General features: G+C 59.0%; 24 protein-coding genes. 4 read left to right on the forward strand and 20 right to left on the reverse strand.

What is annotated here, in order from left to right:
- Positions 1 to 35 precede the first annotated feature (35 nt).
- Positions 36 to 1,436 (forward strand): mycothione reductase, encoded by a 1,401-nt coding sequence (mtr, locus tag EL217_RS07215; protein WP_126319278.1) that lies wholly within the window; start codon positions 36 to 38, stop codon positions 1,434 to 1,436.
- A 119-nt stretch (positions 1,437 to 1,555) separates the two neighbouring features.
- Here mtr and map read toward each other — a convergent pair whose 3' ends face one another.
- The 5 genes from map to dxr form a co-directional block, all read right to left on the reverse strand.
- A complete protein-coding gene (gene map / locus EL217_RS07220) occupies positions 1,556 to 2,425 on the reverse strand; it encodes a type I methionyl aminopeptidase (protein ID WP_126319280.1) in 870 nt (289 codons plus the stop codon).
- A 65-nt stretch (positions 2,426 to 2,490) separates the two neighbouring features.
- Positions 2,491 to 4,341 (reverse strand): penicillin-binding transpeptidase domain-containing protein, encoded by a 1,851-nt coding sequence (locus EL217_RS07225; RefSeq protein WP_126319282.1) that lies wholly within the window; start codon positions 4,339 to 4,341, stop codon positions 2,491 to 2,493.
- A 93-nt stretch (positions 4,342 to 4,434) separates the two neighbouring features.
- Positions 4,435 to 5,598 carry a flavodoxin-dependent (E)-4-hydroxy-3-methylbut-2-enyl-diphosphate synthase gene (ispG, locus tag EL217_RS07230; protein ID WP_023017313.1) on the reverse strand — a complete coding sequence of 388 codons (1,164 nt, stop codon included), beginning with the start codon at positions 5,596 to 5,598 and terminating at the stop codon, positions 4,435 to 4,437.
- Positions 5,599 to 5,775: 177 nt separating this feature from the next.
- Positions 5,776 to 6,984 carry a M50 family metallopeptidase gene (locus EL217_RS07235; protein ID WP_126319284.1) on the reverse strand — a complete coding sequence of 403 codons (1,209 nt, stop codon included), beginning with the start codon at positions 6,982 to 6,984 and terminating at the stop codon, positions 5,776 to 5,778.
- A 13-nt stretch (positions 6,985 to 6,997) separates the two neighbouring features.
- Positions 6,998 to 8,158, reverse strand: a complete 1,161-nt coding sequence (dxr, locus tag EL217_RS07240; protein ID WP_126319286.1) for a 1-deoxy-D-xylulose-5-phosphate reductoisomerase — start codon at positions 8,156 to 8,158, stop codon at positions 6,998 to 7,000.
- Positions 8,159 to 8,298: 140 nt separating this feature from the next.
- Between dxr and EL217_RS07245 the strand changes: the two genes are divergently transcribed.
- Positions 8,299 to 8,787: a DUF2631 domain-containing protein gene (locus EL217_RS07245; protein ID WP_005283611.1), complete on the forward strand. Its 489-nt coding sequence runs from the start codon at positions 8,299 to 8,301 to the stop codon at positions 8,785 to 8,787.
- Positions 8,788 to 8,970: 183 nt separating this feature from the next.
- Here EL217_RS07245 and rlmN read toward each other — a convergent pair whose 3' ends face one another.
- Positions 8,971 to 10,083: a 23S rRNA (adenine(2503)-C(2))-methyltransferase RlmN gene (gene rlmN / locus EL217_RS07250; protein WP_126319288.1), complete on the reverse strand. Its 1,113-nt coding sequence runs from the start codon at positions 10,081 to 10,083 to the stop codon at positions 8,971 to 8,973.
- A 104-nt stretch (positions 10,084 to 10,187) separates the two neighbouring features.
- Here rlmN and EL217_RS07255 point away from each other — a divergent pair, with 104 nt between their 5' ends.
- Positions 10,188 to 10,595, forward strand: a complete 408-nt coding sequence (locus tag EL217_RS07255) for a LapA family protein (protein ID WP_126319290.1) — start codon at positions 10,188 to 10,190, stop codon at positions 10,593 to 10,595.
- 107 nt (positions 10,596 to 10,702) lie between these two features.
- Here the strand turns inward: EL217_RS07255 and EL217_RS07260 are convergent, their stop codons facing one another.
- The 5 genes from EL217_RS07260 to rpsB form a co-directional block, all read right to left on the reverse strand.
- The gene (locus EL217_RS07260) at positions 10,703 to 11,581 is read right to left on the reverse strand and encodes a phosphatidate cytidylyltransferase (RefSeq protein WP_005283618.1); all 879 of its coding nucleotides are present in this window, start codon (positions 11,579 to 11,581) and stop codon (positions 10,703 to 10,705) included.
- A gap of 124 nt (positions 11,582 to 11,705) precedes the next feature.
- Positions 11,706 to 12,263: a ribosome recycling factor gene (gene frr, locus EL217_RS07265; protein WP_005278690.1), complete on the reverse strand. Its 558-nt coding sequence runs from the start codon at positions 12,261 to 12,263 to the stop codon at positions 11,706 to 11,708.
- Positions 12,264 to 12,333: 70 nt separating this feature from the next.
- Positions 12,334 to 13,020 carry a UMP kinase gene (pyrH, locus tag EL217_RS07270; protein ID WP_005278688.1) on the reverse strand — a complete coding sequence of 229 codons (687 nt, stop codon included), beginning with the start codon at positions 13,018 to 13,020 and terminating at the stop codon, positions 12,334 to 12,336.
- Between the two features lie 227 nt (positions 13,021 to 13,247).
- A complete protein-coding gene (gene tsf / locus EL217_RS07275) occupies positions 13,248 to 14,060 on the reverse strand; it encodes a translation elongation factor Ts (protein ID WP_005283623.1) in 813 nt (270 codons plus the stop codon).
- A 304-nt stretch (positions 14,061 to 14,364) separates the two neighbouring features.
- Entirely contained in the window at positions 14,365 to 15,198 is an 834-nt protein-coding gene (gene rpsB / locus EL217_RS07280; RefSeq protein WP_005278684.1) for a 30S ribosomal protein S2, read from the reverse strand.
- A gap of 391 nt (positions 15,199 to 15,589) precedes the next feature.
- Between rpsB and EL217_RS07285 the strand changes: the two genes are divergently transcribed.
- Positions 15,590 to 16,111, forward strand: coding sequence for a M23 family metallopeptidase (locus EL217_RS07285; RefSeq protein WP_126319292.1), 522 nt, complete (start codon positions 15,590 to 15,592; stop codon positions 16,109 to 16,111).
- 7 nt (positions 16,112 to 16,118) lie between these two features.
- Here the strand turns inward: EL217_RS07285 and EL217_RS07290 are convergent, their stop codons facing one another.
- From EL217_RS07290 to rplS, 9 genes are all read right to left on the reverse strand, one after another.
- On the reverse strand, positions 16,119 to 17,036 hold the full coding sequence (locus EL217_RS07290; protein WP_126319295.1) for a tyrosine recombinase XerC: 918 nt from the start codon (positions 17,034 to 17,036) through the stop codon (positions 16,119 to 16,121).
- A 22-nt stretch (positions 17,037 to 17,058) separates the two neighbouring features.
- The gene (gene dprA / locus EL217_RS07295) at positions 17,059 to 18,240 is read right to left on the reverse strand and encodes a DNA-processing protein DprA (RefSeq protein ID WP_126319297.1); all 1,182 of its coding nucleotides are present in this window, start codon (positions 18,238 to 18,240) and stop codon (positions 17,059 to 17,061) included.
- Positions 18,237 to 19,802: a YifB family Mg chelatase-like AAA ATPase gene (locus EL217_RS07300; protein ID WP_126319299.1), complete on the reverse strand. Its 1,566-nt coding sequence runs from the start codon at positions 19,800 to 19,802 to the stop codon at positions 18,237 to 18,239. Before EL217_RS07300 ends, dprA begins: the two co-directional genes overlap by 4 nt.
- Complete coding sequence (locus tag EL217_RS07305; protein WP_126319301.1) at positions 19,789 to 20,187, reverse strand: YraN family protein; 399 nt, start codon at positions 20,185 to 20,187, stop codon at positions 19,789 to 19,791. Before EL217_RS07305 ends, EL217_RS07300 begins: the two co-directional genes overlap by 14 nt.
- 182 nt (positions 20,188 to 20,369) lie before the next feature.
- Complete coding sequence (locus tag EL217_RS07310) at positions 20,370 to 20,675, reverse strand: DUF2469 domain-containing protein (protein WP_005278666.1); 306 nt, start codon at positions 20,673 to 20,675, stop codon at positions 20,370 to 20,372.
- A gap of 62 nt (positions 20,676 to 20,737) precedes the next feature.
- Positions 20,738 to 21,388, reverse strand: a complete 651-nt coding sequence (locus tag EL217_RS07315; protein WP_232018411.1) for a ribonuclease HII — start codon at positions 21,386 to 21,388, stop codon at positions 20,738 to 20,740.
- Positions 21,366 to 22,103, reverse strand: a complete 738-nt coding sequence (lepB, locus tag EL217_RS07320) for a signal peptidase I (RefSeq protein WP_126319305.1) — start codon at positions 22,101 to 22,103, stop codon at positions 21,366 to 21,368. The genes EL217_RS07315 and lepB (EL217_RS07320) overlap by 23 nt, the downstream gene beginning before the upstream one ends.
- On the reverse strand, positions 22,081 to 22,776 hold the full coding sequence (gene lepB / locus EL217_RS07325) for a signal peptidase I (protein ID WP_302522372.1): 696 nt from the start codon (positions 22,774 to 22,776) through the stop codon (positions 22,081 to 22,083). Before lepB (EL217_RS07325) ends, lepB (EL217_RS07320) begins: the two co-directional genes overlap by 23 nt.
- A gap of 245 nt (positions 22,777 to 23,021) precedes the next feature.
- Entirely contained in the window at positions 23,022 to 23,366 is a 345-nt protein-coding gene (rplS, locus tag EL217_RS07330) for a 50S ribosomal protein L19 (protein WP_005278655.1), read from the reverse strand.
- Between the last annotated feature and the right edge of the window lie 113 nt (positions 23,367 to 23,479).

A 23,479-nucleotide genomic window follows, 5' to 3' on the forward strand; every position in this document is an offset into this window, starting at 1 on the left:
ATACCCAAATTGGACACATGGATTAAGGTATTGATATGACCACAATTGATACAGCAAATACTCCGGCCGCTGAGGAACACTACGACCTCATCATCATCGGCACCGGTTCCGGCAACTCCATTGCCAACCGCGATTTTCACGATAAGAAAATTGCCATTATTGAAAAGGGCCGCTTCGGTGGCACCTGCCTGAATGTCGGCTGCATCCCCACCAAGATGTACGTCTACGCAGCCGATGTCGCCCTCGCCGCCCGCGAAGGCGAGCGCCTTGGCATTGATGCCCAGGTCAACAACGTGGAGTGGAACTCCATTGTGGAGCGCGTCTTCCACAACCGCATCGACCAGATCGCCCAAAGCGGCGAGGACTACCGTCGCGGCGACAAGACCCCGAATATCACCGTCTACGACGAGCACGCTCGCTTCGTCGGCCCTAAGACCATCCAGACCGGCGATCACGTCATCAGCGCCGATCAGATCGTTGTTGCTACTGGCTCCCGCCCGGTAATCCCTGAGGTCTACGCCAATTCCGGCGTGAAGTACTACACCAACGAAGACATCATGCGGATGGACCGCCAACCAGAAAGCCTGATCATCGTGGGCGGCGGCTATATCGCCATGGAATTTGCCCACGTCTTCGATGGCCTCGGTACCAAGGTCACCGTGGTCAACCGCAGCGAGACCCTGCTGCGCCACCTCGATTCCGATATCTCCTCGCGCTTTAACGAAATTGCCCGCGAGCGTTTCGATGTGCGAATTGCTAACGGCACCAAGCTGGAAGAAACCGACAAGGGCGTCAAGCTCGAGCTCGATAATGGCGAGACCCTCGAAGCAGACGCAATCCTGGTAGCCACCGGCCGCAAGCCGAATGGCGATCTCATGGATGTGGACAAGGCCGGCATCAAGCTGCTGGACAATGGCCGCATTTCCACCGATGCGCATGGCCTTACCGATGCAGAAGGCGTCTGGGCGCTTGGCGATGTCTCTTCGCCCTACATGCTCAAGCACGTCGCCAACGCTGAAGCTCGCACCATCCAGCACAACCTGCTCCACCCGGAGGATCTGCAGGAGCTTCCGCACGACAACGTTCCTGCCGCCATCTTCACCCACCCGCAGATTGCCTCTGTGGGCTTGAAGGAAGAAGAAGCGCGGGAGCAGGGCTTCGATATCACCGTGAAGATTCAAAACTTCGGCGACGTGGCCTACGGCTGGGCCATGGAAGATACCACCGGTATTTGCAAGCTGATTGCGGACCGCAAGACGGGCCAGCTCTTGGGCGCCCACCTAATGGGCCCGCAGGCCTCCACCCTGATCCAGCAGCTGATTACCGTAATGGCCTACGAGATCGACCTGCGCGACTTTGCCCGCAAGCAGTACTGGATCCACCCAGCCCTGCCAGAGGTCGTAGAAAACGCCCTCTTGGGCCTCGAGTGGGACTAAGGCACGTAGCTAAGGCTCCATAGCAAAAGCCGCCTCCCCGACCACGCGCAAAGATTCATGCGCGACGGTTAAGGAGGCGGCTTTCGCAGTGCCTAGGCCTTGAGGAAGGGACCTAGCGATTAATCCTCATCTGGGATGGTCAGGATTTCATTGCCATCCTCGGTGATGACCAAGGTGTGCTCGAACTGGGCGGTGAACTTGCCATCACGGTTTTGCACGGTCCAGTCATCGTCCCAAATATCGTAATCCAGCGAACCAAGATTGATCATCGGCTCCACCGTCAAGGTCATGCCTGGTTCCAGGATATCGCGGTACGTGGTGGAATCGTGGTGCAAGACCACCAACCCATTGTGGAAGGTGGGTCCTACGCCGTGGCCGGTGAAATCGCGCACGACGTTATAACCAAAGCGCTTGGCATATGACTCGATAACGCGGCCGATAACGTTGATCTCGCGGCCAGGCTTTGCGGCCTTAATGCCGCGCATCGTGGCTTCTTTGGTGCGCTCTACTAAAAGGCGGTGCTCCTCTGATACGTCACCTGCCAAGAAGGTGGCGTTATTATCGCCGTGCACGCCGTTTTTATAAGCGGTGACATCGATATTGACGATGTCACCTTCTTCAATCACGGTGGTATCCGGAATGCCGTGGCAGACAATTTCATTCAGCGAAACGCAGCTGCCTTTGGGAAATCCCCGGTATCCCAAGGTAGATGGGTACGCACCGTGGTCACACATATACTCGTGCGCCACGCGGTCGACCTCATCCGTCGTCACGCCAGGCTTTACGGCCTTGCCGGCTTCCTTCAGCGCGTTGGCCGCGATCTTGCAGGCCTCCCGCATCTTCTCAATCACTTCGGGGGACTGCACAAAAGGCTCACCGATGGCCTCTTGTACCTCGTCTTTCCACACATATTCCGGGCGCTCGATATCTTCTGGCACCGGCCGGATGGGGGTTGGTTTACCTGGCTTCAATTTTCCACGAGTACTCATAATTGCCCATGGTAGTCCTCATACCGGCTCACGCAGTATCGGGGTGGCCAGTCAGTGTCCGCTGCTTACTCGACCTTGGGGGCCGGGCCATCATTGGGGCGCGAGCGGTAATCATCCAGCTTCCGCAGGAAGTTATCGGTAATGGCTACCGAGGATTCGGAGCCGCCGCCCAATACGATGAGCGTGGCAAAGGCGATATCGTCTTCTTCCCGGTAGCCGGTAAACCACGCGTGCGAGCCTTCATTGATCTCGGCCTCACCGGTCTTGCCGTAAATCGTTCCGCCCGCCTGCATCCCGCGGGCGGTACCGCTGGTGACCACCTGGCGCATCATGCCGCGCACGTTATTCAGCACGTGGTCTGGGATCGGCGCCGAATTATCCGAGGCCTTGGTCTCGCGGCCCTCAATAAGGGTGGGCGTTGGGGTCTTTCCCGCCGCCACAGAGGCCGAAACCATAGCCATGCCGAACGGGCTGGCAAGGTCGTAGCCCTGGCCGTAGCCGGCCTCGGTGCGCTCCAAAACTTCCTTGCCCTCAGGAATCGAGCCGGTCGTGGTGGTCAGCCCAGGGATTTCATAATCCACCCCGAAGCCAAACTTTTTGCCGGTTTCCTTCAATTCACCGGGTGCCAGCTTGGTGGAAATATCGGCGAAGGTGGTGTTGCACGATTGGGCGAAGGCCTGGCTTAGCGGCACATTGCCGAGCGAAAACGCGTTGTAGTTGGTCACCACGCGGCCATAAATATCCATCGTGCCAGGGCACGGAACGATGGTATCCGTGGTCAGGTTTTGTTTTTCTACACCCGCAGCGGCGGTAAGGATCTTAAAAACCGAGCCGGGTGGGTATTGGCCTTGCAAGGCGACGTCGCCGTCCTCGTCCGCCTTTTCGGTCTGCGCTACGGCCAGGATATCGCCGTTAGAAGGCCGGATGGCAACCAGCATGGCCTGGGCGTCCGAGCGCTGATTCACCGCTTCTTGGGCCGCGCGTTGGACGTCATAATCCAAGCCAACCTTGATGGAGGGGGCGGCCTCGGGCGCATGCTTTTCGACATCGGAAAGCGCCGCACCATTCTCATTGACGACGGCGATGGACCAGCCGGTCTCGCCGTCGAGCTCGTCATTGACGGCCGAGCGCACGCGCGATAAGAGATCGGGCGCAAGACCACGGTCCCGGGTCACCAGCGCGGGCTCTTCATTAATACGGACGCCGTCCATCCCCTCCAGCTTGGCGCGGATGACGGACTCCTGCTCTTCTGTATAAAGCCCCACCGAATAGGCAGACTCTGCCTTTTCAAGCTTTTCGGCGAGCTCCTTGGCGTCTACCTCCGCGATTGAGTCGTCCTCGCGGTGCGCTGCAGCCAGGGCGCTGCTGACCTTGGAGGCCGTGGGGCGGACATCGGAAAGCGAGCTCGTATCCACGATGACGCGGTAATTCAGCCCGGGGCTCATCAGCTCCACCCCGTTGGAGGAAACGACGCTGGCGCGCGTGGCTTCCAAGGCGCGCAGCTCCAAATGCTGGTGCGCGCCCAGGTCCGGGTGAATAATGCTGGGCTTCCACCGCACCGTCCACTCGTCTTCGGCCTTGGTCAAGGTCATCTGCGTGGTATAGCTCAAGCTGCGATCCTTGGGCAAATCCCAGGTGACCTTATAATCCGCTGTGGCCACGGTTTCGTCCTGTTTTACCCCCTCGAGCTCAATATCGAGGCCCTCTGCCTGCAAGCCCGAGTACGTAGCATCGAGGGCCTGCGTGGCGTCATCGGGGGAATCCGTAAGCTCCGCCAAGCCCTCGTTATTTCGGCTCTCCATGCCTTCAATGAACTCTTCTGCCACCGGCTCTGCAGATACGGGCTTTGGGGTGCAAGCAACCACACCAGTTGCGCTAAGCGAGACCGTAGCAACCAGTGCGAATAACTTCTTCATGCCTTGGCACATTAGCAGCGCACGCAGCAAAAAGGACTGCCCCACACCGAGGTGCAGGGCAGTCTATTAATAATTAGCGTAGAGGCGCGCAGCTTACTGCGTCACGCGGACATCGGCCTTAGCGCCGTCCACGGCTTCGAGGCCTTCCTCATCCGCAATGCGCATTGCCTCTTCAATGAGGGTTTCCACGATCTTGTCCTCCGGCACGGTGCGCACCACTTCGCCCTTGACGAAGATCTGACCCTTGCCGTTACCGGATGCCACGCCCAAGTCTGCGTCGCGGGCCTCGCCCGGTCCGTTAACGACGCAGCCCATGACGGCAACGCGGATGGGAAATTCCATGCCCTCGAGGCCTGCGGTAACTTCTTCCGCCAGCTTGTACACGTCCACCTGCGCGCGGCCACACGACGGGCAGGAGACGATTTCCAGCTTGCGCGGGCGCAAGTTGAAGGACTGCAGAATCTGGTCTCCCACCTTGACCTCTTCTTCCGGCGGGGCGGAGAGCGAGACGCGAATCGTATCGCCGATGCCTTCTGCCAAAAGGGCGCCAAAGGCGACGGAGGACTTAATGGTGCCCATGAACTTCGGGCCGGCTTCCGTCACGCCCAAGTGCAGCGGGTAATCAGTCTGCGCGGCCAGCTGGCGGTAGGCCTCCACCATCAGCACGGGGTCAGAGTGCTTGACGGAAATGGCGATATCGCCAAAGCCGTGCTCCTCAAACAGGCTAGCTTCCCACATAGCGGACTCAACGAGTGCCTCTGGGGTGGCCTTGCCGTACTTTTCCAGCAAGCGCTTATCCAGCGAACCGCCGTTAACGCCGATGCGGATGGGGATCCCCGCATCGCCCGCGGCCTTGGCTACTTCCTTAACGCGCCCATCGAACTCACGGATATTGCCTGGGTTGACGCGAATCGCCGCGCATCCAGCATCGATGGCTTGAAAGATGTACTTGGGCTGGAAGTGGATATCCGCGATGACCGGGATCGGGGACTTCTTGGCGATGGTCGGCAGAGCCTCCGCATCCACCGGCTTAGGGCAGGCCACGCGCACGATATCGCAGCCAGAGGCAGTAAGCTGTGCGATTTGCTGCAGGGTGCCGTTGATGTCATGGGTCTTGGTATTGGTCATCGACTGCACCGAAATTGGGTAGTCAGAACCAACGCCCACCGGGCCTACGTGCAATTGCCGCGTCTTCCGGCGCGGGTGCAATACTGGCGGAGGCCCGTCAGGAATTCCTAGACCGATAGGACTAGACATGAATGCTCCTTATTTCTAGCTCGTGGCTCGTTGCTAAACGTTATTGCACAATAAGTGTTGAACGTCCCCACTCTAGCACTAGATGGTTAAGCGCTAAAGTTCCCGCTCGCGCTGCAAATGTGCACTATACGTTGAGCTCTCCACCCACTCCCCGCGGCGGGCACGGGAAGGGCAAACCTAGCCAAATAGCCTGATCGGGTTAACCACATCCGCGATGATGATAACGACGCCAAGCCCCATGAGCAGGGCCGCCATCACATAGGTGATGGGCATTAGCCTGGTGTAATCTGCAGGACCCAGCGGCTGCTTGCCCATCAGCTTGCGGATGCCATCGCGGATCTTCTCGTACAAGATGACCGCGATATGGCCGCCGTCAAAGGGCGGCAGCGGAATGAGGTTAAACAGGGCGAGGAAGAAGTTCAGCGTCGCCAGCATCATGAAGAACGATGCCCACAGGGAGCGCTCCACGAGTTCGCCACCAACCCGCGATGCACCGACGACAGACATCGGCCCATTGACATCCCGCTCGTGGCCAAAGATGGAGGCCACCACTCCCGGTACCTTAGCGGGGAATTGTTTGATTCCTTCCACCGTGGCCTCGAGCGAATACGTGGTGAAATGCCACGTTGCAGGCAACGCTTCCGTTGCTGAATGCTTCTCGACGATGTCGAGGACCTCATTGCTCAGCCCGATCGAACCGGCATCGACCAATTCGCCCTGTTGATTCAGGCGCTTGACCGTTTCTAGTTCGATGGAGAAGTCTTTTTCCTCACCGCCGCGCTCTACGGTAAGCGTCACGGTCTCGCCAGGGCGCTGCATGACCTCATCGCGCAATTGCGTAAAGGAATCTAGGTGCTCGCCATCGAGCGCGAGAATGATATCGCCTTCCTGGACACCGGCCTTACCAGCGGGCCCGTTCCCGGTGCACGATTCCAGCTCCTGGTTTTCTTTTTGGTCAGCGGTGCAGGTTACCTCCCCCACCCGCGGGCGCACATCGGCATCTGGGTTGGGAAGTCCCGCAGTCATCGCCACAAAATACAAGATGACAAAGCCGAGGATCAGGTTGACGCCAATACCGCCTGCAAGGACGATGATGCGCTGCCACCATGGCTTTTTATACATTGCATAGGGCTTTTCTTCCTCCGTAAGGAATTCATCCTGCGCGGTCATCCCGGCGATATCGCAAAACCCACCCACCGGGAAGGCGGCAAGGCCGTATTCGGTATGCCCTTTGCGGAAGGAGAAAACGCGCGGGCCAAAGCCAATGAAATACCGGCGCACCCGCATGCCAAAGGCGCGGGCAGTAAACATATGCCCCGCCTCATGGAGTGCCACGGTCAGCCCGATGCCAAGGGCGAAAAACACTATGCCCAGCAAATTTGCCATTAAAGAAAGCTTTCTAGTCAGCTAAACGGTCAATGCGCGCATTCGCACGCCTGCGAGCCTCACCTTCTACGGCGAGGATTTCATCGAGGGTAGAGACTACACCAGCAAACTGGGAAGACTCCCCGAGGATCTCGCCTACAACATCAACAATCTCTGGGAAGTGGATGCGACCAGACAAGAAGGCCGCGGCGGCCTCTTCATTGGCAGCGTTATAAATCACGCCGGTGCCCTGCGCTGCGGCCTCGCGGGCGAGGGATACGGCGGGAAAAGAGACATCATCAAGCGGCTCAAAATTCCACGTATGCGCTTGGGAAAAATCAAGTGTCGGCTGCGCCCCCGGCACACGCTGGGGCCAATTCAGCGCCAGGGAGATGGGCAGCTTCATCGACGGCGGCGAAGCCTGTGCGATGGTGCAGCCATCTTTAAAGGTGGCCATCGAGTGAATGACCGACTGCGGGTGAACCGTGACATCGATGCGCTCTGGCTCAATATCAAAAAGCAGCGTCGCCTCAATGAGCTCGAGCCCCTTATTGATCAAGGTGGCGGAATTCAGCGTATTCATCTGCCCCATGGACCACGTAGGATGCTGCGCGGCTTGCTGCGGAGTAACCTCCCACATCTGCTCACGCGTTTGGCCGCGGAAGGGACCGCCCGAGGCTGTGAGAACGAGCTTGGCCAGCTCGCCCTCTTCACCCGCGCGCAGGCATTGCGCCATCGCAGAGTGCTCCGAATCCACGGGGATGATCTGGCCTGGCCGCGCGGATTTCGTGACCAGCGTGCCGCCGGCAACCAAGGACTCCTTATTCGCTAGTGCGAGGTACTCGCCCATGTCCAGCGTGGCTAAAGTGGCCTTAAGCCCGAGGGATCCCACTAGAGCATTGAGCACGGTATCGGCGGGAACCGAGCGCACCAGCTCTTCTGCAGCACCTTCACCAGAAAGTACCGTGCCGCCTAAAGCCGCAGAAACCTCCGCAGCCGCTGCAGGCTGGGCAACGGCGATGTGGTCAAACGAAAGGTGGAAGCTACGGGCCTGGTCAATGATCTGCTGCGGGTGAGAGCCGCCCGCGGCAATGCCCACGACCTCGAATTTATCGGGGTTATCCGCAATTACATCTAATGCTTGCGTGCCAATAGAGCCGGTGGAGCCAAGGATAAGAATTCGCTGAGTAGTCACCCCTCTACCCTAGCGGTCATTTACCGCGCCCTGCTATGGGGTGGAGCCGGTCAAGCAGGCGGGGGTGTTTAATCGCCTTTGCAGCCACGATGTTTTAAAATAGGTGTCAGTCAAATGGCATTGGTGTGCCCCCTCGATTAATGGACACACGCGATAGCGAAGGAGAGCAAGTGTCTTCCCACAAGCCGGTACCGCAGGTTTATGACGGTGTTTCTACCGAAGATGTTCCATCCGCAGGCTTCGGTTGGTCCCGCATCAGCCGCTCTGGTGTGCAAATCGCGGGTTGGATCTCCGTGATCTTCATGATTGGTTTCAACTTTGGTAACCACAAGGGCCACGTGGAGACCGTCTGGCTCGTCGCCCTGACCGTCCTGTTGGTTGTGGGCCTGCTCATCTTCACCTTCGAGCCGAAGCTCAACCAGGTGCGCACCATCACCTCTAATAACAAGCCGGCCGACCACCAGGAGCGCGACTGGATTTATGACCAGAAGACCGTTTCTGGCGCCTACACCGAGTTGACCGACTCCCAGCTGCGCGCGTTGAATATCGAGCCTTCCCGCGTAGCCCACCTGCGCGTTGACTCCGCGTCCGACGCTGCCGAGGTAAGCTCCGGTAAGCACGCGCTGTAATCCTAGCTACGGAAAACCGCCGAGCCTCCTTATTGCGAGGGGCTCGGCGGTTTCGTGGATTTACTGGGTGCATAACTGTACTGCGTTTGGCTGGGCCGCGTGTGTAAACGCGGCATGCACCAACGAGAAAACCACCTGAGCACTTATTCAAAAATGCTTAGGTGGCTGTGCGGCAGCGGACTCTTAGGCCGACATGTCTTCTCGTTCATCGGCGGCAAGCTGGCCACAGGCTGCCGCGATTTCATCGCCCTTGGTATCGCGCACGGTGCACGGCACTCCCTGTGCCTGGACGCGGCGCACGAATTCATTAAGCCGCGCCTTGGGGGCTGCATCCCATTCCGAGCCCGGCGTCGGGTTGAGCGGGATCACGTTGACGTGCACCTTGGAGCCGAGCTTCTGGTGCAGCTTGCGGCCCAGCATATCGGCGCGGAAATCCTGGTCATTTTTATCCCGAATAAGGGCGTACTCGATAGACACGCGGCGGGCGGATTTATCGGCGTAGTACCGCGCGGCATCGAGGACCTCATCAACGGACCAGCGGTTATTTACCGGAACCAGGCTATCGCGCAGCTCATCATCCGGGGTGTGCAGCGACACCGCGAGCGTGCAGGCAAGGTCTTCGTCCGCGAGCTTGCGGATGGCAGGTGCCAAACCCACGGTGGATACGGTCACATTGCGCTGCGAAAGCCCAAAGCCCGTTCCATCCTGACCGGTAATCTGGCGCACCGCCTGAACCACGCGCTTGTAGTTTGCCAGCGGCTCGCCCATGCCCATGAAGACCACATTGGACAAGCGTCCGCCTTCGGCCGCCATCGCCGCAGCTGCATGGCGGAACTGCTCGACGATTTCGCCGGTAGAAAGGTTGCGGTCTAGTCCGCCCTGGCCGGTAGCACAGAACGGGCAGGCCATTCCGCAGCCGGCCTGGGAAGAAATGCACAAGGTAGCGCGGCCGGGATAGCGCATCAGTACGGACTCCAATAAGGTGCCGTCGTGCAAGCGCCACAAGGACTTGGTGGTTTCCCCATCGTCGGTAGAAGTCGTACGAATAGGCTTCATGAGCTCAGGGAAGAAGGCCTCCTTGACCTCCTCGCGCTTGCCGGCGGGGATATCTGTCATCTCTTCGACGTCGTCAGTGAGATGCTCGTAGTAGTGCTTGGTAATTTGCTTAGCACGGAATTTAGGTAGGCCAATTTCTGCGAGCTTATCGATGCGCTCGCTTTCAGAGAGATCCGCAAAGTGCTTGGGCGGCAGACCGCGCCGCGGCGCGGAGAAGTTAAGTTTTACTGGTTGAGCCATAATAACGCCCATCTTTCCACGGTTTACCGGTACTTTTCCAATTGGGAAGGCCTCAATTGATAGCCAAGTGGAATTTTGGAAGGGTTTACAGAAATAATGGACATATGACCACTCCGAAATACCCCGAAGATGACTTTTCCGCTTCCGATGATGAGGCCACCGCGGCAAGCGATAATGCCGCTTTGGCCGAAACCGGAAGCAAGGAAGTCTCCACCGATGCCGGCACCGGCACCACCGAGCCCGCTGCCGCACCACAAAAAGCCCAAGGTTCGTTCGCCGCTAGCACCTGGGCAGCGCTCATTGTCGGTTTCCTCTTGCTAATCGTGTTGATCATCTTCATCATGCAAAACCAGCAAGAAGTGCCGATGAACTTCCTAGGCTGGTCGGGGCAGTTCCCAGCGGGAATTGCCTACCTGATGTTTACCATCGGCGGCGCGCTCATCATGGCGCTAGTAGGTGTGTGGCGCATGCTTGAATTGCGCCGCCAATTGCGCAAGCAGGCCGAAGGCTAAAAGAGCTCTACTGCCGCCCTCCTCCCTGCTCCGAGATTTTTCGGTGGCGAAGCGGGAAGCGGGCGGTTTATGCGCAGCACCCTTATACGCGGTGGCTGCAACCCGGTTTAGACCGCGAAGTTTGCCATGAGGCTCATGGCCACCCAGGTAACCATGGCAGAGGGAAGCATGCCATCAAGGCGATCCATCAAACCACCGTGCCCGGGGAGGATGTGGGACATATCTTTAATGCCCAGCTCTCGCTTAAATTGCGATTCCACCAAGTCACCCAATGAGGCACAAATAACAAGGCCGAGCCCCATCAAGGCGCCGATCCACGCCGAATGGTGCAAGAGGAAATGGACGGACACCGCACCAACGATGACGCCGAAGCCAATGGAGCCGCAAAAGCCCTCCCAGGATTTCTTCGGGCTCACGGCCGGTGCCATGGGGTGGGAGCCAAACATCACGCCGACGATATAGCCGCCCGTATCGGAGGCGACCACGCACAGCATGAAGACCACGATGGAAGCGGCGCCGCTGGCCACCGGGGTAGAAATCAACGACAGCATCGCTGCAAAAGTCGCGAAAAGCGGAATCCACGTCAGCACGAAAATGCCGACGGACATGTCCCGCAGGTAATTGATGGGAGGGCGATGCCGCCCGTTATGGAAAAGCCTGCCGAACATTAAAATGAGTACGGCGGTGACGTAGACGGCCACGAGGCCGGGCGCGCCAAGCGGCCAGGAAATCCACACCATGGCCTGGCCCAAGATGATTAACAGCGTGCGCGGGATATAGTATGAATTCTCCCGCAAGCGGGTAAGAACTTCCCACATGGCCCCGCCGACGGCGACGGCAACCACCGCATACCAGGCCAAGGGGCCAGCCCACACGGCGAGGACGACGAGGGCGCCGAGCCCCACGCCTACTCCAATAGCCGCCGGTAAGTCACGGCCTGGGCCATTTTTCGGCTGCGGCAATCGGCGGTTCAAGGCGTCACTCACCGTGACCGGCTCCTTTCACTTGGCGTTGTATGCGCGTCGCGGGGCTTATCTATTTCCTATACAAAAATACTACGTACAGAAAAGCGCCGCCGGCCGAGGTGGGCGCGGCGGCAGTGGAAAAGGCTTAGACCTCCATCAATTCGGACTCCTTGTTTTCCACCAGCTTGTCAACCTGCTCGACATAGCCAGCGGTAATCTTTTCCATTTCCTTTTCTGCGGCAAGGACCTCATCCTCGCCCTCTTCGCCATCCTTTTGGAGCTTCTTCAGCTGTTCCATGGCCTTGCGGCGGATATTACGGATGGCAATCTTGCCGTCTTCGCCCTTGCTCTTGGCCAGCTTGACCATTTCCTTACGGCGTTCCTCGGTCAACTGCGGAACGGTCACGCGCAAAACGTGGCCATCGTTGGTGGGGTTAACACCCAAATCCGAGTTGCGGATGGAGTTTTCAATCTCTTGGATCATGGACTGCTCGTAGGGCTTGATGAGCAACATGCGCGGCTCTGGCACGGAGATGGTAGCCATCTGAGTAATCGGGGTCGGCGCACCGTAGTATTCCGCGATGAGTCCGTTGAACATCGCCGGGTTCGCGCGGCCGGTGCGAATGGTCACCAGCTGCTCGCGGGTGTGCTCGACGGAAGCGGTCATGTGTTCTTCGGCTTCGAGCTGAATGTCATCGATCATGAGGCTGAATCATCCTTCAACGTTGAGGGGTAGCTGTATAAAAGGTAGCAGGTTCTGTGCCGTTTTAGAATTAGGACTGCACCAGCGTGCCGATAACCTGGCCGCTTGCGGCGCGGGCAATATTCCCCTCTTCCAAGAGGTTGAAGACCAAGATCGGCATGTCATTGTCCATGCACAGGCTAAAGGCGGTTGCATCGGCTACCTTGAGTCCCTTTTCAATAACCTCGCGCGGAGTGATTCGGGTGTAGAGCTCCGCATCGGGGTTCGTGCGTGGGTCGTCGGAGTACACGCCATCAACACCCTTGGCCAGGAAGAGGACATCGGCGCCGATTTCCAGTGCGCGCTGCGCGGCGGTGGTGTCCGTGGAGAAATACGGCATGCCCATGCCGGCACCGAAGATAACGACGCGGCCCTTCTCAAGGTGGCGGTCAGCGCGCAGTGGCAAGTACGGCTCGGCGATTTGCGCCATGTTGATAGAGGTTTGCACGCGGCAATCAACGCCCTTTTGCTTCAAGAAGTCCTGCAGGGCCAACGAGTTCATGACCGTACCCAGCATTCCCATGTAGTCAGAGCGGGCGCGGTCCATGCCGCGCTGTGAAAGCTCTGCACCGCGGAAGAAGTTGCCGCCGCCGATCACCACGGCGATTTCGATGCCCTGCTCGGCCACTTCAGCGATTTGGCGAGCAACGTTATCGACAACGTCTGGGTCGATGCCAACCTTGCCGCCGCCAAACATTTCGCCGCCGAGTTTCAGCATTACTCGTTTGTATCCGGTTCGCTTCTCGTCTGCAGAAGTCACGCCTTCATCGTCTCCTTTTGCGCGGGCTGATTTATTTCTTTTCCATCTTACCTACACTGTCCCCGCTTCCCCACACCGCACCGCAGCCCGGCAGCCGCCCCTTCCCCATCGCCTCTAGACAGCAGAAAAGCCCACCGAGAGGGTGTACCTCCCGTGGGCTTTAAAGGCTAAAAAGCGGCTGAGGCTTAAGCGCCAACCTCGTAGCGGACGAAGCCGGTGATGGTGGTGCCGGCCTCTTCTGCAACCTGCTTAACGGTCTTCTTGTTATCGGACAAGGAAGCCTGCTCCAGCAGAACAACGGACTTGTAGAAGCCGTTCAGGCGGCCTTCCACGATCTTTGGAAGCGCAGCCTCAGGCTTGCCCTCCTCGCGAGTGGTGGCCTCAGCGATGGAGCGCTCCTTCTCGACGATCTCTGCAGGAACGTCTTCGCGCTTCAGGTACTCAGCGTTCATAGCTGCAATCTGCAGAGCGGCAGCGTGTGCGCCTTCCTTGTTGCCTTCGTAGGAAACCAAGACACCGACTGCAGGAGGCAGGTCAGCGGAGCGCTGGTGCAGGTAGACAGCAACATTGTCGCCATCAACGGTGACTGCACGACGTGCCTGCAGCTTCTCACCGGTCTTTGCGGACTCCTGGTCAACGAACTCGGAGACCTTCTGGCCCTCGATCTCTACGTTGTTGAGTTCTTCCGGGGAGTTAGCCTTGGCTGCGGCTGCAGCTTCAACAATCTTCTTGGCGAAGGACTGGAAGCCCTCGTTCTTTGCCACGAAGTCGGTCTCGCAATTGATCTCAACCATGGTGTTGCCGGATACGGCAACGAGGCCCTCGGTAGCCTCGCGGTCAGCGCGCTTGGACACGTTCTTCGCACCCTTGATGCGCAGGAATTCAACGGCCTTGTCGTAGTCGCCGCCGTTTTCTTCCAGGGCCTTCTTGCAATCGAGCATGCCGGAGCCAGTTGCTTCGCGCAGTGCCTTCACGTCTGCAGCAGTGTAGTTCGCCATAGTTAGGGCGATCCTCCTTGAAAATCAGTCAGTGTTCGTTGAAACAGCGTAGCCGAAGAAACGGTCTCGCGCCGTCTTTGGGTGGGGGTATCTACCCCAGTTTCCTTCATCAATGCGATTGTACGGAGGCTAGTTTTAGCCGCCTCCAGCATAGATAAAAGTAACCCCCACCGCCGTAGCACACGGTGGTAGGGGTTAGGTAAACAGCCTTGTACAGGAATTATTCCCTAGCTGCCCCACACCAAGATGTGCGTGGGGTATTCAATTAAGTGCAGTTAAGAAAGAATCCTCACAAGAGGCAGGCCTACTGTGCAGGCTTGTCTGCGGGGGCTTCCTCAGCCTTTTCTGCAGAAGCAGGATCGGATGCGGCTGCAGCAGCCTCAGCATCGCGCTGTTCCTTCTCTGCGGAATCGCCGGCAGCTTCCTTAGCGGCTGCAAGCTGGCGCTCCTCGCGAGCTTTCTTGCCCTCTTCGACGGCGGAAGCCACGATGCCGGACAGCAGCTTGGTGGAACGGATTGCGTCATCGTTGCCCGGGATCGGGAAGTCAACGTCATCCGGGTCGCAGTTGGTGTCCAGGATGGCAACAACCGGGATGTTCAGCTTGTGAGCTTCCTTAACCGCGATGTGCTCCTTGTTGGTGTCAACAATCCACAGTGCGGACGGGGTCTTGGCCATCTCAGAGATGCCGCCCAGAACGCGCTCAAGCTTGGCGCGCTCGCGGTTGAGCATCAGAACTTCCTTCTTGGTGCGGCCCTTGTAGCCGTCCTCGCGCTCATCCATAGCCTGAAGCTCCTTCATGCGCTTCAGACGCTTGGACACGGTCTGGAAGTTGGTGAGCATGCCGCCCAACCAGCGGTGGTTGACATAAGGCATACCGACGCGGGTTGCTTCTTCAGCAACTGCTTCCTGCGCCTGCTTCTTGGTGCCAACGAAAAGGATGGTGCCACCGTGAGCGACGGTTTCCTTAACGAACTCGTATGCCTCATCGATGTAGGTCAGCGTCTGCTGCAGGTCGATGATGTAGATGCCGTTACGGTCGGTGAAGATGAAACGACGCATCTTCGGGTTCCAGCGACGGGTCTGGTGGCCAAAGTGCACACCAGCGTCGAGGAGCTCGCGCATGGTTACAACTGCCATGATTCGCTCGCTTTCTTTTAATTGTCTTTCGGTTTTCCAAATGTGCGGTGTTTTATTCCGCACCCTAGCAACGAAGGCCCTGCCAACACCTTGTTTCCAAGGACCACGTCAGCTGCCGGGCCGCCACACCCTTAACGCAGGATGCGACAACTTCGTCGCGCGTAGTCAATGCCTCCGTGAGGGTTAACTCCCAGCGGACACACTGCTATGAAAGACAATAATCCCAGCCAGCTAGATTTTCCAAACCGAACGAGCACTTTTCCACAAGTTTCTTTGAACGTTTCGCCTCGATTGCCGCTTGAGTTTCTTCCTCCCCACCGCTGCCAGTTTATCCACAGCCAGCCCACGCTTCGCAGGACATTATTTGCCCTAGCGCTACACACTGTGCCCCATGAACCTTTTTCCACGACCACGCAATAATGCCGCTTGCCGATGCCCCATTCTCCCCACCCTCGCCACCATCCTCACTGGTGCGCTCGTGCTACTGTGCGCGGCGCCCGCTGCCGCATACGTCGATCCCGCCTCGGGTAAACCCCGCCCAGTCCGGGTACTGCGCGGCTTTGATAAGCCCGAACACAAGTGGAGCGCGGGTCACCGCGGGGTCGATATGGCCCTGCGAATTGGCGGTACCGTCGTCGCCGCCGAATCCGGCACCGTCGCTTTTGTCGGCACCGTCGCTGGAACCCCGGTCATTTCGATAGACCATGCAGATGGCATTCGTACCACGTATCAACCCGTGCACGCGAGCGTTACCCAAGGCCAAAAGGTGCGCGAGGGCCAAACCATAGGAAAACTCGGCCACCCAGTAGACGGCACACCAGGACTGCATTGGGGCGCGCGGATTGCCAAGGACAGCTACATTGACCCATTAAGCCTGCTGGATATGCCGGTTATCCGCCTCAAGCCTTTATAAGAATCACTCAGGCCCGCGGGTGGGCCTGGGAATAGACCTGCTTTAGCCGCTTTGCGGAAACATGCGTATAGATTTGCGTGGTACTCAAAGACGAGTGTCCCAATAACTCTTGGACCACGCGCAGGTCCGCGCCGCCTTCTAAAAGATGTGTAGCCGCAAGGTGTCGCACCCCGTGCGGCGTTAGGCCGCTTGTGCCGGTAACCGTGGCGGCTTTGTCTACGATGCGCCGCACCTGGCGCTGGTCAATGCGCGCTCCCCTGCTGCCTACAAAGATGGCCTGGGTTTCTCCCCGCGCCATTTCTTTGCGCCCGCCGTCTATCCACTGCTGCAGGGCATCGGTTGCGGCGGCACCAAAGGGCACGACCCGTTGCTTATTTCCCTTACCGGTTACACGTGCGGTGGACCGCTTAAAGTCCACGTCTTCTAGATCGAGGCGGACCAATTCCGCCACGCGCATTCCGGTGGCATAAAGGAGCTCCAAAATGGCACTATCGCGCTGAAAATGTGCTTCATCGACAGAAACGGCGTTGCCCACAAGTTCGCCCGCCTGCTGCGGTGCCATGACCGTTGGGAGATGCTGGCCCACCTTCGGTGTTACCAATCGTGCCGCAACATCACGGGTGAGGTAGCCTTCCCTTTCCGCCCAGGTAGAAAAGGCTTTAACTGAGGCAGTCCTGCGTGCCAGCGTTGCGCGCGCCTTTCCTTCTGCGACCGCGTTGCCCAGCCACTGCCGCAGGTTATTGAGGTTAAAGTCCGCAAAGGTATCGATGTCTTGGGCCAGGTTTTTTAGGTCCGCGCGGTAGCCACGCACCGTGGCCTCCGCACGGCCCTTGACGCAGAGTTGGAAGTCCGCAAAGTCCTCGATGGCCTCGTCCATTTGCCCGACCGGGCCACGACTTTCTGCGGCCTTCCGTTTATCACTCATGCCCCACGAGTTTACTTGCTTTTCAGCCCATCTCTAAGCGAACCCAGTTATTTCCCTCCCGCACGATCACACACATTTTCTCTAGGGCAAGCAATAAGTGGATAGTAAGGGGCAGGCGGAATCCCGCGTCCCGCGCAATATCTTCTGCAGTAGCCGGAGGGCTTCCTGGCGGAGGGGTCGCGTCAAAGACCCGCAGCTCATTCCGCGATAGTCGCTGCGTTAAAGACGCCGCAAAATTCATTTCATACTGCGCCTCCGGATCAACCGTCCCGGCGCGGCCCACCAGGGCGCGGACTTCGTCGGCGCTGGCGACCAACTGGGCCCTCCCGTCTTGGATGCGCTGGTGGCACCCGAGCGAGCCACTCGTCGTAATTGGCCCCGGCACGGCCATGGCAACGCGCCCCAAGGCTTCTGCCCAGTTGAGGGTATTAAGCGCACCCGAGCGATATGCCGCTTCCATGACCACGATTCCTTGGCTTAGCGCCGCAACAAGGCGGTTGCGAATGAGGAAGCGATGCCGCTTGGGTGCTGTCTCGGGAGCGAATTCGGAGACGATGCAGCCATTATCGGCAATCTGATCGAAGAGTCCCCTATTGCGGGCCGGGTAATTCTTGTCGATTCCGCACGCGGCGACAGCAATGGTGCGCCCCGCATTGTGCAAGGCGGTCTCATGCGCCACGGTATCTACTCCCAAAGCCCCGCCGGAGACGATAGTCCACTGATGGTTCACTAGGCCTGAGACCACACTTTGGGTTGCCTGCCACCCGTAGCGCGAAATGGCGCGCGTGCCCACGATTCCCACGGCCTGCCCTACCTCGGGTTTAAGCGCTGAGCCGCGTACCCACAAGCTATGCGGCGGTACTGCTTGCTCATCGAATGTGGCCGGCGCGTCCGCGCCATTCTGGTAGAAACCGAAGGCAGAAGAAAATGCCTCGGCTGGCCACTCGGGGCTATCGGCAGTGATCAATCGCGCCCCCACGCGCTCTGCGGCGGCAAGGTCTTCTTTTTGCCGCACCCAATCAAACCGTGAGGCGGTGCGCGCTAAGAGAGGCCCGATCCAATCGGCTCGGTGATAAATCCCGTGGGCAATCTCTTCGGCCGAATGATGTTCCAGCAAGGCCTGCAAGGAGGCGGACGGGCCTTCCACCACGCGATTGAGATATACCCATGTGGCAAGTGGAGTCGATAAATCAAGAACGCTCATGCCGAAATCCTCCCTATCGTTTGGCTCGAACGAAGGTCGAGGGCTTGACCCACTTCCGCAAGATCGGGTGTGGAACTGCCATGCAAGTCGGCCAAGGTCCACGACACGCGCAGGACGCGGTCGATGCCGCGCTGCGAAATCTCGCCCTCGGCGAGGTAGGCAGACAACATGATCATGGCGGACTCGGAAGCCGGGCGGTGCCGGCGCAAATAGGACGAGGGCACGGCACCGTTGACCCGCGCGGGAATGCCGTCGGCCGCCCAGCGCGCCCGGGCACGGTCGCGGGCTGCGGCAACCCGCTCGGCAATGGCGGCAGAGGATTCTTCGCCCTCAGCATTGATGGTGGCTGACTGTCCGGAGAGGGTGACCACCATGTCCAAGCGGTCGCGCAACGGCCCGGAGAGATTCGATAGATAATGAAGCCGGTCATGCGGATTGCACGTGCATTGAGAGGGATCCTCGGCGGCGCACCGACAGGGGTTAGCGGCCATAATCAGTTGGAATCGCGCCGGGTAGTCAATCTCCTGCTGCGCGCGTGCCAGGCGGACATGACCTTCTTCTAAAGGCGCGCGCATGCCGTCGAGGACTGGGGCGCTTACCTCGCTGACCTCATCGAGGAAGAGCACCCCATTATGGGCCAGGCTCACCGCCCCTGGGCGAGGATGGCCGCTTCCACCACCAAGGAGCGCCGCACGGGTAACCGAAGAGTGCGGGGCGATGAAGGGCGCGTGGGAGACCACTTCACCGGGGGTCCCCGTGAGCGAGTGGACCGCGGTGGTTTCTACCATCTGGTCTGGGCTTAGCGCCGGAAGAATGCTGGGCAGGCGCGAGGCGATCATGGATTTTCCCGAGCCTGGTGGGCCAATCATCAACAGGTGGTGCCCACCGGCGGCAGCGACTTCCGCCGCCCACTTGGCATGGTGTTGTCCGGCTATATCGCAGAAATCTAGCCGCTCCTGTGCGGGCGCCGGTGCGGGTTGATCAGAGCAGCACTCGGCCGCGCGGGGCAGGTCGCGCTCTCCAAGCGCCCACGCAAAGGCATCAAAGAGCGTGGCTGCAACCAGCACATTCAAATCGGGAACGAGGGTGGCCTCGGCCGCATTTCCTGGCGGAATAACCAGCGTAGAAATGCCCTCCTCGCGGGCGGCGAGAAGCGCTGGGATGATGCCAGGGACTGCTCTAACCGTGCCGTCCAGGCCCAGTTCCCCGAGCACCAGAGTTTCTTCAAGGACCCGGTTGGGTGACTGCACGGAGCGCGCGTAGTCAGCGCCGTGCTGTTCTACGTGGGCGGCGAGAATCGCAAGGGCCATGGGCAAATCAAAGTGGGAACCTGATTTTGGGAGCGAGGCCGGCGACATGGAGACGATCACCTTGGTTTTCGGCCATGGCAGGCGGGAATTCGCGGCGGCGGTCTTGATGCGGTCGCGGGATTCAGATATCGCGGTATCCGCATGCCCCACCACATGGATTCCGGGCAGGCCGGGCCCCACATTCGCTTCGACATTGATGACGCGGGCGAGCACGCCGTGCAGGGAGACTGCTAAGCATTTACCGAGGGCCATCGTCGACCCCCGTAAAGTGCTCTAGTTCAAAACCCTCGCCATTGACCACGAGAGCAATGACATCGAAGCGCACGGTAGGCAGCGGCTTGCCGTCTAGCCACTGGACGGCGGCCCTGCGCATGCGGGCAAGCTTGTGTGGGGTCACCGCCTCGGCTGTGCCAAAGCTTGTGGAAGAGCGGGTTTTTACCTCTACGAAGACGATCGTGCCATCGGGCTCGCGGGCAATAAGGTCGATTTCTCCCACTCGGTAGGAGACGTTGGCGGCAATGATGTCGGAACCGCGCTCGCGGAGGTAGCGCGCGGCGAATGATTCTCCCCGCTTTCCCAGTTCTTGCCTGTGCCGGGGGTGCTTCGTAGCGAGGTGTTTATCGGATGCAAATTGCATGTGCGGCGTCCTTTTCTTTCGTGCTGTTTGTGCTGCACGCACAGAACACCGCAGGATGCGGGCCGGATACAAGCCCGAAAACCAGAAAACCGCCGCGGATGTGAATAACTTCGGCATCACGAAGAGTTATCCACAGCTGAGGCGGGATAAAACGGGCGCCGGGTTGACAGGCGCCCAGTGCCCTAGTCCGGCATGATGAAATCCGGCTTGTCCAGTTCCTCGATATTGACGTCCTTGTAGGTAATGACGCGGACATAGCGCACGAATCGGGCGGAACGGTACATATCCCACACCCAGGCATCGGACATGCGCACCTCGTAGTACACATCGGGCCCGGCGGTATGGGGAATCAGTTCTACGGCATTGGCCAGGTAGAAACGGCGTTCGGTTTCTACGACATAAGAAAACTGGCTGACGACATCGCGATATTCGCGGTAAAGGGACAGCTCTACCTCTGCCTCGTAGTTTTCGAGTTCCTCTGCACTCACTGTGGACCTCCAAAATATGGGATAGCTCGCCCTAGCTTAGCGCGCAGAAACCACAATTTTCGCTAGGCACGCGCAGTGAATTGGGCATGCGCGCGCTGCACATTGCTGTAGCTCATGCGGTGTTCTGGACTCGCCCCCAAAGCGGCAATCGCGGCCTCGTGCGCCTTGGTTCCATAGCCCTTATGCCCAGCCAATCCATAACCCGGAAAGCGCTCGTCTAGATCCCGCATGAGGCGATCCCGGCTTACCTTGGCCAGCACGCTCGCCGCCGCAATGCACCGCGCCGCCGCGTCCCCACCAACGATGGGCAGGTGGGGTTGGGTGAGGCCGGGGATAAAGAGGGCATCGGAAAGCACATAGCCTGGGCGCTGTTCCAGGCGCGCTACTGCCCGGCGCATGCCTGAGGTATTGGCGTGTTGGATGCCACGCTTGTCGATGTCCCCCGCACCAATATGCACCACTGACCAGTCCACAGCCTTGTCTTTGATGATGGGAAAGAGTTTTTCGCGCTGGCGGGGCGTGAGCTTTTTGGAATCGGTTAAGGTATCCAATTCGCCCACGATGCGCTCGGGCAGGATGCAGGCGGCGATGGTGATGGGGCCGCAGCACGCACCGCGGCCGGCCTCATCCACCCCGGCGACGGGGCCGAGCCCTGCCTTGGACAACGCCACTTCAAAGGTGCGTTGCTGTTTAAGCCGACGCATCCTGGATATCCGGATCGTCGATGCCGCCAAAGCGCGATACGGGCAGGACCACGGCTTCTACCTTGCCGCGCACGTTGTCCACCGGCACGGTGCCTTGCAGGTGATCGCCGATATGCGCGCGGGAATCCAGGGAATTGGTGCGGTTATCCCCCATGACCCACATATTGCCTTCTGGAACGGTCACGGGACCGAAGTATTGGCCGCCGCAGGCCTGCGAGCCGGAGCCGGGATCAACCGGGATCTCGGGCGGATCCAACGTGAAGCTCTGGTCTATCGGTGCACCATCCACCATCACCGCGGAATCGCCCTCCTCACACTTGACCGTCTGGCCCTCGGTGGCGATAACGCGCTTGACCAGGATATTTTCCCCATTGGGCAAAAGCCCCACCGACGCCAAGGCGTTTTGGGCACCGCGCACCAGCACGTTATCGGAGCGCTGCACCTCAAATTCCGTATTCCAGGACTCAGGTCCTTCAAATACCACGACATCGCCTGGGGCTGGGTCGTGGAAGTAATAGCTCATCTTTTGCACCGCGATGCGGTCATTATCGCAGCCGGTACAGCCATGCAGCGTAGGTTCCATCGACGCGGAGGGAATGACATACATCCGGCCGACGAAAGCCTGCAGTAGGACTAAGAGCACGAAGCCGCCGATGACCGGCGCGAGGAAATCGCGCGTGCGCAGGCGCTGTTGCTGTGGTTTAGCTTTGGATGTCTGGGTCATCGACCCCACCAATGCGGTTGAACGGCCAGAATACGAACTGCACCTTTCCGCGCACGTTATCTACGGGGATCGTGCCGTGGAAGTTATCGCCCATGTGGTAGCGCGAATCGGCAGACGCGGTGCGGTTATCCCCCATGACCCAGATATTATCCTCAGGCACCTTCACTGGGCCGAAATACGGGCCACCGCAGGCTTCCGATCCAGTCGATTCATCCACCGGATAGGTCGGCGGATCCTGCACGTAATCCTGCTTGATGGGCTTGCCATCCACCATGACGGCGGGATCGCCTTCCTGGCAAGACACCGTCTGCCCGCCGGTGGCGATAACGCGCTTGACCAGGGTATTTTCATCTGGTGGCGCCAAGGAGATAAAGCTCAGCGCATCCTGAATGCCGTGAATGACGGCATTGGATGAGCGCGGGGAGACGTAACTCCCGTTCCAATCGTCGGTGCCCTTAAAGACCACGACATCGCCTGGCTCTGGGCTCTTATCGCCGTAGTAAGAGACCTTTTCTGTAAAGATGCGGTCATTCGTGCATCCCTCACAGCCATGCAGCGTCGGCTCCATGGATCCTGAGGGAATCACGTATTGGCGGCCGATGAAGTTTTGGAATAGCCCCACGACCACCAGCACGGAGACGAGGACTACGAGAGTCTCCAGCCACCACGGCATTTGTTTTTTCTCCGTGGTTGCTTCCTCCGCGGCCGCTTCTTTGCCCTGCGAGATGCTTTCGTTATTCACCCGTCAGATCCTAGCAACTGCATGCCCGCAATCTGGATTGGCTCCCGTGACTGCGGGGCGATTCACAGGAAATCGAAATGATTCGAGGAGTGCACAATAAAAATCTCCCTCCCTTTCCGGCACTGTGCATGCGGGAAAAGAAGGGAGATAGGCGCTGCCCAGGGCGGGCGCTAGAACTAGCGACGCTCCTTGATGCGAGCCTTCTTGCCGCGCAGATCGCGCAGGTAGTACAGCTTCGCACGGCGAACGCGGCCACGGCGGGAGACCTTGATGGACTCGAGGTTCGGGGAGTGAACCGGGAAGGTACGCTCTACGCCGATACCGAAGGAAACCTTACGCACGGTGAAGGTCTCGCGGATACCGGAGCCCTGGCGGCGGATGCAGATGCCCTTGAAGAGCTGTGCACGCTCGTTGTTACCCTCAATAACCTTGACGTTGACGTCAAGGGTATCGCCGGGGCGGAAGGACGGGATGTCGTCGCGCAGCTGCGCTGCATCGACCTTGTCGATAATGTTGGTCATGCCAATATTCCTTTTCAGTTTGGGACAGAGGACCCTGGCGGCCGGAGGCCTGACCGGTTCGTGCCCGTTACATAGAACGATGGATTATCTTTCCATAGGAACCGGCCAATTCC

The organism is Corynebacterium segmentosum, from assembly GCF_900637825.1.
Taxonomy (GTDB): domain Bacteria; phylum Actinomycetota; class Actinomycetes; order Mycobacteriales; family Mycobacteriaceae; genus Corynebacterium; species Corynebacterium accolens.

Excerpts from the sequence above, each read along its gene's own strand:
- lepB (WP_302522372.1), bottom strand. The coding sequence starts at position 22,776 with ATGCCGTGGTGGCTGGAGACTCTCGTAGTCCTCGTCTCCGTGCTGGTG.
- map (WP_126319280.1), bottom strand. The coding sequence starts at position 2,425 with ATGAGTACTCGTGGAAAATTGAAGCCAGGTAAACCAACCCCCATCCGG.
- rlmN (WP_126319288.1), bottom strand. The coding sequence starts at position 10,083 with ATGGCTCAACCAGTAAAACTTAACTTCTCCGCGCCGCGGCGCGGTCTG.
- tsf (WP_005283623.1), bottom strand. The coding sequence starts at position 14,060 with ATGGCGAACTACACTGCTGCAGACGTGAAGGCACTGCGCGAAGCAACT.
- EL217_RS07225 (WP_126319282.1), bottom strand. The coding sequence starts at position 4,341 with ATGAAGAAGTTATTCGCACTGGTTGCTACGGTCTCGCTTAGCGCAACT.
- frr (WP_005278690.1), bottom strand. The coding sequence starts at position 12,263 with ATGATCGATGACATTCAGCTCGAAGCCGAAGAACACATGACCGCTTCC.
- lepB (WP_126319305.1), bottom strand. The coding sequence starts at position 22,103 with ATGACCCAGACATCCAAAGCTAAACCACAGCAACAGCGCCTGCGCACG.
- EL217_RS07300 (WP_126319299.1), bottom strand. The coding sequence starts at position 19,802 with ATGGCCCTCGGTAAATGCTTAGCAGTCTCCCTGCACGGCGTGCTCGCC.
- EL217_RS07290 (WP_126319295.1), bottom strand. The coding sequence starts at position 17,036 with ATGAGTGATAAACGGAAGGCCGCAGAAAGTCGTGGCCCGGTCGGGCAA.
- rplS (WP_005278655.1), bottom strand. The coding sequence starts at position 23,366 with ATGACCAACATTATCGACAAGGTCGATGCAGCGCAGCTGCGCGACGAC.
- EL217_RS07285 (WP_126319292.1), top strand. The coding sequence starts at position 15,590 with ATGAACCTTTTTCCACGACCACGCAATAATGCCGCTTGCCGATGCCCC.
- ispG (WP_023017313.1), bottom strand. The coding sequence starts at position 5,598 with ATGTCTAGTCCTATCGGTCTAGGAATTCCTGACGGGCCTCCGCCAGTA.
- mtr (WP_126319278.1), top strand. The coding sequence starts at position 36 with ATGACCACAATTGATACAGCAAATACTCCGGCCGCTGAGGAACACTAC.
- pyrH (WP_005278688.1), bottom strand. The coding sequence starts at position 13,020 with ATGCTGAAACTCGGCGGCGAAATGTTTGGCGGCGGCAAGGTTGGCATC.
- rpsB (WP_005278684.1), bottom strand. The coding sequence starts at position 15,198 with ATGGCAGTTGTAACCATGCGCGAGCTCCTCGACGCTGGTGTGCACTTT.
- dprA (WP_126319297.1), bottom strand. The coding sequence starts at position 18,240 with ATGAGCGTTCTTGATTTATCGACTCCACTTGCCACATGGGTATATCTC.
- EL217_RS07245 (WP_005283611.1), top strand. The coding sequence starts at position 8,299 with ATGGACACACGCGATAGCGAAGGAGAGCAAGTGTCTTCCCACAAGCCG.
- EL217_RS07255 (WP_126319290.1), top strand. The coding sequence starts at position 10,188 with ATGACCACTCCGAAATACCCCGAAGATGACTTTTCCGCTTCCGATGAT.
- EL217_RS07235 (WP_126319284.1), bottom strand. The coding sequence starts at position 6,984 with ATGGCAAATTTGCTGGGCATAGTGTTTTTCGCCCTTGGCATCGGGCTG.
- EL217_RS07305 (WP_126319301.1), bottom strand. The coding sequence starts at position 20,187 with ATGCAATTTGCATCCGATAAACACCTCGCTACGAAGCACCCCCGGCAC.